This is a genomic window from Sorangium sp. So ce281 (assembly GCF_051527395.1).
Taxonomy (GTDB): domain Bacteria; phylum Myxococcota_A; class Polyangia; order Polyangiales; family Polyangiaceae; genus Sorangium; species Sorangium cellulosum_B.
The window spans coordinates 10,286,287-10,298,501 of the sequence record NZ_CP150322.1 but is presented as its reverse complement, the minus strand read 5'-3'; the positions used below and the strand labels follow the sequence as shown (position 1 = coordinate 10,298,501).

Sequence of the window (12,215 nt, the reverse complement as noted above, 5' to 3'; positions counted from 1 at the left end):
ATGCTGCGCGGCGCGGATCGAGCTCGCCCGCCGGCAGACGCTGCTGAGCGCCCCCGGACGCATCACGCGCCCATCCCGTGATCGCGCGCTGGTTGCCGCTACGGGCGGAAAGAAAGAGAGAAGATTGCCGAGACACTTCTTGCTGATGGCGCCACAAGGGAGTAGCTTGGGCCCCTCACGACGTCACTGGCTCTCGACACGATGCGTTCTCTCTCTCCTCGACGCGAGGGAGATCGTTGCTCGCGCGGATGACTGGACGACGCACCGTGTGCCTGCGCAGGTTCGCTGCGCGGCACGTCCCCGTTCGATCCGCGACGGCTTCATCGAATGGCAGGCGAAGAGCGCTCACGAGCGCAGCTGCAAGCCGTGAAAGTAACGTGTCATGGGTAATCGTCTCTACGTCGGCAATCTCTCCTACAGCACCACCCGCGAGTCGCTCGAGGCCGCGTTCGCTGGCAGCGGCGAGGTCCGCGAGGTCTCGATGCCGACCGATCGGGAGACCGGCCAGCCGCGCGGGTTTGCGTTCGTCACGATGGGCTCGGCCCAGGCGGCGAACAACGCCATCTCGCAGCTCAACGGCATGATGCTCGATGGGCGCTCGCTCAAGGTGAACGAGGCGCAGGAGCGTCCGGCAGGTGGCGGCGGCGGTCGCGGTCGTTACTGATCGCTCCTTCGTCGCGCCGGAACATCGCGGCGGGTCATGTAGGCCCGCCGCGTTTATTTTGTCTTCGAGACGCCCGAGCCGCGCGCCGGTGCGCGCGAGCGCCGCGCCAGCGCCGCGCCAGGCGAGAGGGCCACGGGACCATGGGGCCGCTGCGCGGCGCCATCGTGAGCTCGTGCGGCCACCGCCACGGCCGACTGGAGCTTCAGCGACGACGACGGCTCGCGCGACACGCTGGCCCTCGATAGCGTGACGCTCGGCGAGCTCTCCCCGAACGACCGCCACGAGTCCTCGATGAGCCCGAGCTTCGCGGTGCGCTGGTTCGAGGTCGACCCGGCCTATCAGGTCGCCCGCCTGGAGCCCGCGGCCGCGCCTGCCGAGGGGGCCACAGTCGTCTCTGGCCGCTGGTGCCTGAAGCGCAGGATCGTGAAAAAGCCCCGCATCGGCGAGATCGGCCTCTATATTATCATGGTGCCGCGGCTCGTTTTCTGGTACAGAATGACGCTCGCGCGGCGAAGTTGGACGCTCGCGCAGCGAAATCGATAGCGATGCCGCCTGGACCCGTTGGGCTCGAGCGACAGGCAAGGCCGTAAAGCGCCGCTCGAGGCAGCTCCTGCAAGCACATGCGGAAGCGCGCGCCCGGCGTGCCTTCCGCGTCCGTGCGGCTGAGCGCAAGGAAAGTGGTCGCCATGAAAGCGTGTTTATCGCGGGTCGTGGATGGCGTGGAACAGAGGCTCTGCTGGCGCTTCCAGGTGCACGGGAGGAGCGAGGCCCTGTACGAGCCGGCGGACGGCTCGCACGGCCCGTTCGATCGCGACCGCCAGCGGAACCTCAAGCTGGGCGAGACGTTCCAGCGGCTGGACCGCTCGGGATCTCCCCGGAAGTACGATGGGCTCTTCTGGCAGCCAAAGAGCTCGATCGACGGGTTCGGTCCGTGAGTGAGAGGCTGGACCGTGGAGGCCAGAAGCGAGGACAGCATCCATCTCTGGTACGACACGGAATCTTGAATTTGTCCCCGAGCTAGCAACCGAGTCGCGCAATACAGCCATGTCTACCTCCCAGAAGCCCGTCCCCTCCGCCACCTTGCTCGCCACCGCTGCTCACCTCAACTTCCGCGCGACGTCCCGCGACCGGAGCGGCTCGACGCTCGGCGTGCTCGTCGACGCGTCCGGCGCTCAGCAGTACCTCGTGATCGCCTCTGGCGGCGCGGAGGGCACCTGGACGCTCGCGAGCGAGCTGCCCGTCGGCCTCGCGCCCTTTCTCCTCTACGAGAGCGCCGCCAACGTGCTGCGCGGCGGAAGCTTGAGCGAGGACGGGAGCATCTCCTTCCATGGAGCGCTGTATACGATCGAGTCATCGGTCGACGGCAGCACCCGCACCGCGAAGGTGAGCGGTAGTGTTTGAGCGCTGTCGCGCTCGGATGCCGCTCCGAGGACCTGGTTCAGCGCGGCTGCAGCGCTGAGGGTCGAGCTCGCCTGCCATCAAGGCTCGACGCGGCACCTCGCGCTGCACCCGTCGCCAGCCGCCGTGTTGCCGTCATCGCACGTCTCGAGCCCCGCGACGTCGCCGTCGCCGCAGACGATCGCCGGATCGACCAGCGTGCGGCGTAGCTTCAGGTCGCTGCGCAGGGCGCCCACGTGCGCCTTGAACTCGCTCAGGTCACCGCGCGTCGCGTCGCCGGCGCTGGCCTTGCCGAGCACCTGCTCCGCCTGATCGATGGCCGCGAGCACGGCGCCCTCGTCCCACGCCGCGCTCACGACGCGCGTGAGCTCGGCGCGATACCGCTCGTCGAGCGCCGGGATCTCGCGGATCCGGCGCGGGAGCACGGCGACGGGCTCCGTCTCGGTGTCGAAATGCGGGTCGTCGAGGATGCGGTCCATCCCGTGGGGGATGAACACGAAGCGCCCGTCGGCCGGGTTCTCGTACAGATAGTAGTTGTTCGCCCGGTAGGCGTAGCCGTCCCAGTGGCCGAGCAGCGCCTCGAGGGCGTAGGTCGTGAGGAACCGACTCAGGTCGAGGCGCTCGCTCACCTCCGCGGCGAGCTGCTCGTCCGGCGCGTCCTGGATGGCGGCGGCGAGAGAGCGGAGCTCTGCCCCGCCGCCGTCATCGCCGCCGTCGAGCTCCACGGCGTCGATGTCCTCGGCGAAGTCGCCGCAGCACGGGCCCTCGTAGAGCGCGCCCTCGTCGTTCACCTCGCCGAAGTGCCGCCGCAGGAACCGCTTGTCGATGGCCTCGGTGACGACGTAGATCCCCCTGTCCACGCCGTTGACGCTCACCACCGCGTGCGCGGTGCGCGCCGCGGGCACGCCGGCGCGGTCGTGCAGAACCTCGCCGATCTGCTCGCGAAGGAGGCTCGGGTCCTGCTTGGAGTTGTTCAGCAGGAGCTTCTTGAGCCCGTGCAGGTTCGCCTCTTCATCGAACTCGTCGAACTTGACGCTGAAGCTCGGCTTCTCGGACAGATCCACGGCCGAGTTGCCCTTCTGCCGGATGCCAGCGCCGCTGACGACGTCGCCGTCGTAGACGATGGTGCACGGGACGCGCTCGTCGAGGTCCGTGCGGAGCTGCCCCAGGTGGGCCTCGTCGATGGTGATCGCGATCTCGTGCAGCGCCGTCCGATCGAAGACCACGTCGCTGCCCGGGTCGAGGGGCACGCAGCCGCCCTGGCTCGCCGCGACGAGCGCGAGCGCATGAACGGATCTCCTCGTTCCCGGCTTACGGTTGAGCATCTCGCCCGCTCTCCGTCTTCCGGCGGTGGGCGCCCGCCTCGGCGGGGAGCCGGCCGCCGACCGCGTGCCGGAGCTCGCCGACCGCGGTCCAGTAACGGCGCACGAAGCGCAGCAGCCGGAGCTCCAGGCGCACGCGGCGCTCGTCGACCTCGAGCACCCGCCCCACGTCGACGCTGCGGCCCTCCATCGCCCGCTGCGCCTCGACGCCCGCGCGCTCGGCGGCAGGGGTCATCCGGCGCCGTAGCTCGGTCACGAGGGCCCGGGTGGCCTGGGCCTCGGCCAGGCTCGTCCGCACCTCGCGTGTCACGAGCTCGACCGCGGCGCCGAGCGAGCGCTGCTCCGCCTTGCGCGCCGCGTCCGCCGCGACGACGGCCGGGCGGTGCGTGTCGAACACCGGCAGCTCGATGGCGAGCCCGAACGTCCACCCGAGGCCGAGCACGCTCTCGGGCCGGAAGTCGTAGCCGACCTCGACGAAGGAGAGCCAGGGCCACCGCGCGGCGCGCTCGGCGTGGAGCGTCGCGTCCGCCGCGTCGCCCTGCGCGGCCGCGAGCTCGATCTCGGGCCGGCGCCTGAGCGCGAGCTCGACGGCCTCCTGCTCCGTGGGGAGCTCCGGGGGAGGCCACGCGCTCTTCGGCGCGCCGAGGAGGCGCACGGGCACCGCAGGATCGAGCCCCACGCGCGAGAGGAGCGCCGCGAGCGCCGCGCTCCGCTGCGCGCGCAGATCCACGCCGTCCTGCTCCGCGTCGACGGCGGTGAGCTCCGTCACCGCCTCGTCCACCGCCGTCGTCCGCGCGGCCGCGAGCTGCCCCTTCATCCAGGTGGCGAGCGACCGGCGCGCCTCGGCCACCGCGTCGGCGGCCGCGATCTCGGCGTCGAAGAGGAGCACCTCGTCGAACAGCGACCGGATGTCGGCCTCGAGGGCGATCTCGATCTCGCGCGCCTCGGCGAGCTCCTTGGCCTCGTCCGCGCGCGCGGCCGCGACGTTCGCGTCGACCTCGCCCGGACGGGCCACCGGGAAGCGGAGCGCGGTGCTCACCCTCGGCTCGCGCTCGATGATGCGCTCGAGCTCGATGTTCGTGATGCGGAGCTCCGGGTTGTCGAAGTGGTCCTCCGCGTCGACCTGCGCCGCGGCCGCCTCGGCGCGGGCGTTCTGCGCGGCGAGCTCGGCGCTGTGGTCCCTCGCCCAGGCGATGGCGTCCTCCACGGTCATCGCGAGCGGCCCCGCGCTGGACGCGCCCGGGCCCGCGTGGCGGAGCGCCGTCGCGCCGGCGGGCGCGCGGCCCTCGCGGTAGAGGGCGATCGCGCGGTCGGACGCCGCCGGCCTCGGCGAGGAATAGCAGCCCGAGAGGGCCGCGCAGAGCCACATGACGGGGATTGCCGCGAGGCGGCGGCGCTGGCTCACGGGCCCCACGGGAGCTCCTCGAACGAGGGCGTGGCGCTGCCGGCGTCGAACACGATCGTCAGCGAGCCCGGCGTGAGCGACGGCGTGATCCCCTCGGGCTTGAGCCCCGGGAACCGCTGGACGAGGCGCGGCGAGAGGACGCCGCCCTCGGGGCGATCCACCCGCCACAGCGCGCCGGCGTCGCCGTCCGCCGTCGACGGCGTGGACGTCACGGCGAGCGCGCCGTCCGGCATGAACACGAGCTCCGAGATGCCGCCCGGCGTGGGCTTCCCGGCGAGCTCCACGTCGACGCGCGCGCGCGCCCACAGCGAGACGCGGGCCGCGTCGAAGCGCGCCGCCTCGGCCGTGATCCGATGCTTCTTCTTCGCGCTCGCGGCCTCGACCGCCGCGGCCCGCTGTTCGCCGGGGAGGCCGCCGAACAGCGCGCTCGGGGAGCCGACCCGCCAGATCATCGCGTTGCCCTGCGCGTCGAGCGGCGCCTTCAGCCCGAGGTACAGGGCGCCCTGCCGGAAGGCGAGGCCCTCGATGTCGAGCGCCCGCGTCCCGTCGTGGAGGCCGAGCGCCGCGGCGCGCGCCGGGTTCGCGTCGAGGACCTCGGCCAGGTGGATCCCGCCGTCGACGCGGAAGCCCTGGCCGTCCTGGCGGAGGCGGAGGAGCGCGGTCCGCTCCGACTTGCGCTTCCCCTTCTTGCTGTAGCTCTGCGACGACAGGAGGTAGATCTCGCCCGCGTCGCCGGCCGCGATCCCCTCGACGTCGCTCAGCTCGTCGACGCCGCTCACCTGCACCGGATCCGCGGCGATGGCGCCGCCCGCGGACATCGCGAAGAGCCACGGCGCGCCCTCGTTGTTCTGCTCGTGGCCCGTGTCGTCGCTGACGAGGAGGTACCGGGACTCGCCGGGGCGCGCGAGGACACCGGACGGCTCGAAGCGCGTTCGGCTCGCCAGGGTCGGGGGCACCTTGATGGGGGACTGCGACGCGACCGCGCCGGCCTTCGGGGCGGCGCCCGCCTTCGGCGCGGTCGTGGTCGGCTTCGGCGGCGGCTGGGCGGGGGCCGCGCCGCGGCGCGCGTCGAACGTGATGTCGAAGGCCTGGCCGGGGACGAGCGCCATCGGCGCGTCCAGCGAGATGGTGACCACGCGGCCCCATGCGGGGAGCTCCGGCGTGAGCCAGCAGCGCGGCGGGAGCTGGGAGACGAGCGGGCCCACCGCGATGACCGTGCCCGGGATCGGGTCGCTGAGCTGGCCCCGGACGTAGAGCTCGGCGGCGTCCCCGTCGCTGACGCCGAGGGCGAAGCGCTCGGGGACGCAGGCGACCGCGCGCGCGCCCGTGCGCGCGCTCAGGAGCTGCACGAGGGGCATTCCGGCCGGGACCACGTCGCCGGGCTGCCTGTCGATGGAGATGACGCGCCCCGCGTTCGCGGCGCGCAGCACGTAGCTCGCGCGCCGCTGCTCGAGCATCGCGATGTTCTCGACCGCGACGCGCACGTCGGCGTCGAGCTTCGCCGCCAGCCCCGACGTCCGATCCCGCAGGCCGTTCCGCCGCCGCTCCGTCGCCTTGAGCTGCTCCGTGAGGACGCTCAGCGTCCGCGGCTTCTCGCTGGCGATCGCCGTGACCGTCGCGTGCGCCAGGTCGAGCTTCGTCAGGTCCTCGTGGACCGCCTGCCGGTCCTCGACGAGCTGCTTCATCCGCGAGATCTCGCTGTCCAGCACCTTCGCCTCGGCGACCGCCCGGCGCTGCTCCTCGCGGTGCACCGCGAGGTGGCGCTCGACCGTCTCGCGGTTCGTGTCGAGCTCCTGCTCGAGGAGGGCGCGCTCCATGTTCAGATCGGCCTCGACCTGGGTCTTCTCCGCCTTGGCGACGGCGATCTCGGCGTCGATCACCGACGTGTCCAGCGTCGCGATGATCTGCCCGGCCTCGACCTCCTCGCCGACGGTCACCTCGATGGAGGCCACCCGGGCGGTCTCGACCGGCGAGAGCACCTCGGGCAGCGCCTCCGCGTAGCCGAAGACGCGCCCGCGCGGGCCGCTGCCCACGTGGAGCCACAGGGCGGCTCCGAGCGTGAGCACGAAGGTGATCGCGGGGGCGGCGTCCTGGAGCGCCGAGCGGAGTCGCGGGTAGCTGTACATCGATGATCCTTGCGCGGTGATGACGACGGCGGCTGCGTCAACGAAGCGAGAGGGCCTGCTTGGGCGTGATCGACAGGCATCCTCCGCGATGGACCTCGGCCGCTAGAGATCCAGCGTCGGCTCCTGAAGCATGAGAGAGACATCCTGCACGCCCGGGATCGCCTGGAGCTTCGCGACGAGCGCCGAGCGGAGCTCGGGCGCGAGGATGGTGAGCTGGTAAGCATGCTCCATCACGGTCCCCTGCGCAGCCTCCCGGAGCGTCACCAGCGAGAAGGTCCGGCAGTGCGCGCGGAGCACCTTCGCGAGCGCGTCCTCCACCTCGGGCATGGCGGGCGCGGTGAAGCGGAGCAAGCCGTCCGGCTGGCGTCGCGAGCCCCAGCCGGTGAAATGGAGGAGCAGGGTTCCGGCGGCGAAGATCGCGGTCCCGCCGAGGGCCACGCCCACCGCCTGGAGCCCGCAGGCGATGCCGACGCCGAGCGCGGCGAAGACGAACATGATGTCGCGGGGATCGCGCATGGTCGTGCGGAACCGGACCGCGCTCAGGCCCACGGCGACGCCGATGCCGGCGGCGATGCTGCTGCCCACGGAGAGCATCAGCATGCAGGTGATGACGCTGCCCATCGCCATGCTGTGCACGGATGAGCGGGAGTAGGAGAGCCCGCGAAACGTGGCCATGTAGACGAGCGCGACCGCCTGGCCGAGCCCGAACGCCAGCAGGAGCGCCACGACCGCACTGCGGAAGTCCATGGCGCTCCCCTGGGTGACCCATCCGACCCAGTCTATCACGGCGAGCCGCTCTTTCTCGGGGCGATCGCCGGATGCGGCGCGCGCCCGGCGCCATCCACGCCATCCACGCCAGCCACGCCAGCCACGCGATCCACGCGCGTCCGCGTCACGGCGCCCCGGCGCTGGCCCCGCGGCCAGGGTAGGGGCGCGCTTGCTTGATGTAGAGCGTCGGCGGCTCGCCGGGGTTCGCGTCGTCGTCGAACTTGAACTCCACGTCCATCGCATACCAGCCGTCGTTGCCGCTCGCCGGCCCGTACGCGGGGGAGAACCGCTCGTGGATGGCGTCGAGCGCCACGCCGAGCTGATGGACCTGCGCCGTCGAGAGGACCGTCTGGCCCTCCGGCATGAGGCTCGAGTGCGTCAGGTAGGTGACCGGCTGGTTCGGCTGGTTGAAGAAGTAGAGGAACGCGTCGTTCGTCACGCCCGCGGGCGGGGCGACCACCTCCACGTCACCGCCGAACTGCACGTTGACGTAGAAGGCGGGCTGGACCCCGGCCGTGTCGAACGGGTTGTTGGTGATGGCCACGCCGTTCGCCTCCTCGTCCGGGAAGTTGTGGTGCACGAGCAAGGCCATCCCGATGGTCCGGTGGTCGATGCCGTAGTAGGTGCGCTCGTCGAAGGTGCGGAGCTTCCAGGCGCTCGCGTACGTCTTGCGGACGGCGTCGAGGACGTCCTCCCAGTCCGTCGGATCGCCGGTGTTCGAGTCGTAGCAGCCGGCGCACGGGAACCCGTCGAGATCCTCGCTGTTCGTGCTGGTGCGGAAGCGGATCGGGTGCCCGGCGTACTCCGCCTCGATCTTCGCCCTGAGGAGCTCCTGGAGCTCGGCGTCGACGGGCGCGGTCTTCATGGCGTCGCGGAGCGCCTTCAGCTGCTTGTCGCGGGCCGCGGCGTCGGTGGCGAACTTCGGGTCGGCGAGCATCGCGTCGATCTGCTCGTAGAACCCGTTCTGCTTCATGAACTGGTCATAGTAGTACATCGGGATCGAGAAGGCCTTCTGGATGGGGACCTCGGGGATCCTGGCCAGGATGGAGTAGTGGGCCGACTTGCCGCCGAAGGCGAGCACGGCCTTCTTGATCGCGTCCCGGAGCGGCTCGCCCTCCGCCGGATCGGGGGTCACCTCCTCGAGGTCGCGCAGATCGGTGACCGTCAGATCCATCTCGGGGAGCGTGACGGGCGTGGGTTTGTGCGCCTCCCAGAACGCCTCGGCCTCCGCCTCGGTGACCTCGCGGACGCTCCAGGACGACGGCCCCGCGGTGAGCTCGACGAGCTTGTCCTTCAGCGCGAGCAGGTCGGGGTGGCTCATGGCGTTGCGCAGCCCCATGTTGGGGGTGCGCCGGTTCTGGGAGAGCACGTTGACGTGCGAGAGCGGCGTCTGGAACTCCTCGGTGATGATCCCCTGGACGACCGAGATGTCGTTGGGCGCCTCGTCGAGGACGACGATGTCCTGGTGGGACAGGTACTCCGTGTCGAGATCCGCCGCCTTCGCGAAGTGGAGCCGGCCCACCGCCGTGCCCAGCGAGAGCGGCTGGTAGTCGATCCCGGCGTAGAGATCGCCGGTGCTGACCACGGGGATGTCGGCGGGGAGCTTCTTCGCCTCGGCCGCGACGGCCTCCGACGTCGGGTGGAAGGCGAGCTTCGACCCGAAGAAGGAGGCCGCCTTGACCGCCCTGAACAGGGTGGCGATCATGTCCGCGGACGCGGTGTCGTAGGGGGAGAGCTCGACGGCCCACACGCCGGGCCCCTCGTAGTGCGTCACCGCGCCGAGGACGAAGCGGCGATCCGGCGTGAAGTACTCGGTCGCGTTGAACTCGCCGAGGGGCGGGACGAGCGGCAGCGCGTCGCCGGAGAGGTGCGATGACACGAAGTCGTAGTGGATCAGGTAGAGAACGCTGTTCTGGAAATACAGCGCGTTCTGATCGGCTTGATCCAGCACGACCTTGACCGACCGCGCGCCGGGCAAGGTGGCGTCGATGGGCGCCGACGCGAGCGCCTCGAAGTCCGCGGCGCACCCGACGCGCTTCAGGAACTCCGTCGATTCATCGGCGTTCTTGCGTTCGCAGACCTCTCCGGTCACGCCGGGGTCGTCCGTGCCGCCGCCGCCGCACGCGCCCGGGAGCGCCGCGGCGAGCAAGGCGAGCGTGACGATCGACGTGATGCGAGTGCCTTTGTACATGATTCCTCCTGAGACAAGTAAGCTGACCGCGCAGCGGCGCGCGCCGGTCATCCCGCGTCAATCCCGCGTCAAGGTGTCAAGGTGTCAGGGCGTCAGAGCGAAGCAGTAGAACCCGCCGTAACCGCCGCCGGACCCGACGGTGACCGCGCCGGGTAGCGGTCCCCCCTGCTCCAGGAGGTTGATGCCCGGCGCGCACCCCGACTCGTCGAGCGACGACATCCAGTTGGCCATGTTGATGTTGCCGCCGGGGCCGGCGCCGGTGCTGCCGCCGCCGGTCGGGAAGCCGGCGCCGGTGCTGCCGCCGCCGGTCGGGAAGCCGCCACCTCCGAAGTTCCTGGGCCACGAGTGACCGACGCGCGGCCGCCCCTCGCTCGTGTCGCCCGACTTGGCCGTCCAGTCCTTGCAGGTCGCGGTCGCGCTGTAGAGCTCTCCCTTGTCGTTCGTCCCCGTCAGCATGTCGTGGTTGTCCACCTCGGGCTGGCTCGGATCGGGCTGGTGGTTGGGGACGCCGTCCTCGTTCGGAAAATCGTCGATGATCGCAGGGTCGGCCGCGGAGGGGCGGTCGTTGAGCAGCTCCTCTTTGTTGTTGGCGAGCAGCCGGCCGAGCCGGTCGTACCAGGGACCCTCGCCGATCCGATCGATCGCGTTGACCTGCTTGCCGTCCTCCCCTGCGACGGCGCTCAGGAAGGCGCGCCACTGCTTGCTCCCCGCGCCGGGGAGGCTCTTCTCGGCGATGGTCGCGCAGATCTTGTCCGCGCCGCGGAGCCCGGCGCCGGGGCCCGTCTCTCCGAAGCGGAGATCGCCGCCGAAGCCGTCCTGGGAGCCCGATAGCTCCTGCAGGGCAACGAGGCTGGTCACGAAGAAGCTGAATTTCTCGGTCGTCCCGCCGCCGGAGCTGGACGAGGTGGGGTTGCCGCCGGAGCTGGACGAGGTGGGGTCGCCGCTGGACGACGAGGAGGTGGCGTTGCCGCCGGAGCTGGACGAGGTGGTGTTGCCGCTGGACGACGAGGAGGTGGTGTTGCCGCCGGAGCTGGACGAGGAGGTGTTGCCGCCGGAGCTGGACGAGGTGCTTGTCGAGCTGTCGCTCGAGCCGCCCACCTCCGGGTCCGAGCTGGAGCAGCCGACCATGGGGCAGAGCAGCGCGAGGGTGAGGGGCAGCAGCAAGGGGCGATAAGTGCGTGTCATGGTCTCTGTGTCCTTTTCCTTGTTAAGCTAGACGGTCGGCCGCGCCGCGGATCGGCGAGGCTCACTTGCAGGTGAGATCGCTCTGGCAGGTCTGGCCCTCGGGGCACTGCGAGTCGTCGTTGCACGACGTGAGCCCCGCGATCACCACGGCCTGCTCGATCTGGGACGAGACGACCAGATCGACCCGGCCGGGCGGGATCGTCGTGGAGCCCACGGACCTGCGCGTGACGATAATCGTCGGGAAGCCCGCGACACCGAGGTCGAGGAGCTGCTTGACGAGGGATGCCGGGACATCGAGCGAGCCGGTGTCATCGACGTTGCACTCGATCATCCCCTTCGTGCCCCCGTGATGGCTGATGTCGAGCTTCACGTGGACCCTGGCGATGTCGGCCTGCCCCGGCGGGGTCCACTCGAGCTGCAGCGGTTGATCGGGCTCGAGCTCTATCGTCTCGTTCAGGAGATCGAGGGGGCTCACGCCCTTGGCCTCCACCGTGAAGGCGCTGAAGAAATCGCCGCTCGCCTCGAAGCGGAGCGCCTCGCCCTCGTCGACGGGCGGGTAGAGGAGCTTCACGCCGGCGGGAGGCTGGTAGTTGTTCGCCGTGGGGTTCATGACGAGGGACGCCGCGCCCGACTCGAGGTTCAAGCCGGTCACCGTCACGTTGCCGGCGCTGTGCGCGGCCGGGTAGGGCTGGCACGTGTCGTCCTCCACGCAGACGGCGCTGCCCCCGCAGGGCTCGTTGCAGAACGGGACGCGCGGCGTGAGGACCTGACAGCCCCCCTCCTCGGCCTGCACCTCCCAGATGAGCTGCGAGGGCGTGGGGCCGTCGTAGATCTTCCCGATCACCGACGTGCTGCCCGCCGCGCCCGGCTCGGCAGCAGGCAACGAGCGCACCTGGAAGGCGCCGACGAGCTTCGTGGGGTCTCCGGTCGGTTCGCCCGACCCTGTGGAGCCGCCGGAGCCGCCGGAGCCGCCGGCCGAGCCCCCCGAGCCCGACGGATCGTTGGTACCACCCCCGGAGCTCGAGCAGGCGAGCGACACGAGGGCCACGACCCCGCCAAGGACGCCGGCGCGCCATCCGCCTCGTGAGGGGAATTTTTCAATTCGGCAAAGGTTTTGCGACATGTCGATGGCCAGGTGGCGATGCGACGGGATCAG

At 70.9% G+C, this 12,215-nt stretch carries 11 protein-coding genes; 4 read left to right on the top strand and 7 right to left on the bottom strand.

Annotated elements, in window-relative coordinates:
• Window positions 1-382 precede the first annotated feature (382 nt).
• The 4 genes from WMF27_RS39360 to WMF27_RS39345 all read left to right on the top strand — a co-directional run bounded on the left by WMF27_RS39360 (window position 383) and on the right by WMF27_RS39345 (window position 2,065).
• Window positions 383-664 carry an RNA recognition motif domain-containing protein gene (locus WMF27_RS39360; protein ID WP_437943437.1) on the top strand — a complete coding sequence of 94 codons (282 nt, stop codon included), beginning with the start codon at window positions 383-385 and terminating at the stop codon, window positions 662-664.
• Between the two features lie 246 nt (window positions 665-910).
• On the top strand, window positions 911-1,207 hold the full coding sequence (locus WMF27_RS39355; RefSeq protein WP_437763758.1) for a hypothetical protein: 297 nt from the start codon (window positions 911-913) through the stop codon (window positions 1,205-1,207).
• 143 nt (window positions 1,208-1,350) lie between these two features.
• A complete protein-coding gene (locus tag WMF27_RS39350; RefSeq protein WP_437763759.1) occupies window positions 1,351-1,599 on the top strand; it encodes a hypothetical protein in 249 nt (82 codons plus the stop codon).
• A gap of 109 nt (window positions 1,600-1,708) precedes the next feature.
• Window positions 1,709-2,065 (top strand): hypothetical protein, encoded by a 357-nt coding sequence (locus WMF27_RS39345; protein ID WP_437763760.1) that lies wholly within the window; start codon window positions 1,709-1,711, stop codon window positions 2,063-2,065.
• A gap of 77 nt (window positions 2,066-2,142) precedes the next feature.
• Here the strand turns inward: WMF27_RS39345 and WMF27_RS39340 are convergent, their stop codons facing one another.
• The 7 genes from WMF27_RS39340 to WMF27_RS39310 all read right to left on the bottom strand — a co-directional run bounded on the left by WMF27_RS39340 (window position 2,143) and on the right by WMF27_RS39310 (window position 12,107).
• Window positions 2,143-3,387, bottom strand: coding sequence for a CotH kinase family protein (locus WMF27_RS39340; RefSeq protein WP_437763761.1), 1,245 nt, complete (start codon window positions 3,385-3,387; stop codon window positions 2,143-2,145).
• Window positions 3,374-4,789, bottom strand: coding sequence for a TolC family protein (locus WMF27_RS39335; RefSeq protein ID WP_437943436.1), 1,416 nt, complete (start codon window positions 4,787-4,789; stop codon window positions 3,374-3,376). Before WMF27_RS39335 ends, WMF27_RS39340 begins: the two co-directional genes overlap by 14 nt.
• Window positions 4,786-6,915, bottom strand: coding sequence for an HlyD family secretion protein (locus WMF27_RS39330; RefSeq protein WP_437763763.1), 2,130 nt, complete (start codon window positions 6,913-6,915; stop codon window positions 4,786-4,788). Before WMF27_RS39330 ends, WMF27_RS39335 begins: the two co-directional genes overlap by 4 nt.
• 102 nt (window positions 6,916-7,017) lie before the next feature.
• On the bottom strand, window positions 7,018-7,662 hold the full coding sequence (locus WMF27_RS39325) for a DUF4956 domain-containing protein (RefSeq protein WP_437763764.1): 645 nt from the start codon (window positions 7,660-7,662) through the stop codon (window positions 7,018-7,020).
• A 145-nt stretch (window positions 7,663-7,807) separates the two neighbouring features.
• The gene (locus tag WMF27_RS39320) at window positions 7,808-9,874 is read right to left on the bottom strand and encodes a PEP/pyruvate-binding domain-containing protein (protein ID WP_437763765.1); all 2,067 of its coding nucleotides are present in this window, start codon (window positions 9,872-9,874) and stop codon (window positions 7,808-7,810) included.
• A gap of 84 nt (window positions 9,875-9,958) precedes the next feature.
• Window positions 9,959-11,059, bottom strand: coding sequence for a hypothetical protein (locus tag WMF27_RS39315; RefSeq protein WP_437763766.1), 1,101 nt, complete (start codon window positions 11,057-11,059; stop codon window positions 9,959-9,961).
• 61 nt (window positions 11,060-11,120) lie between these two features.
• Complete coding sequence (locus tag WMF27_RS39310) at window positions 11,121-12,107, bottom strand: hypothetical protein (RefSeq protein WP_437763767.1); 987 nt, start codon at window positions 12,105-12,107, stop codon at window positions 11,121-11,123.
• Window positions 12,108-12,215: the final 108 nt, after the last annotated feature.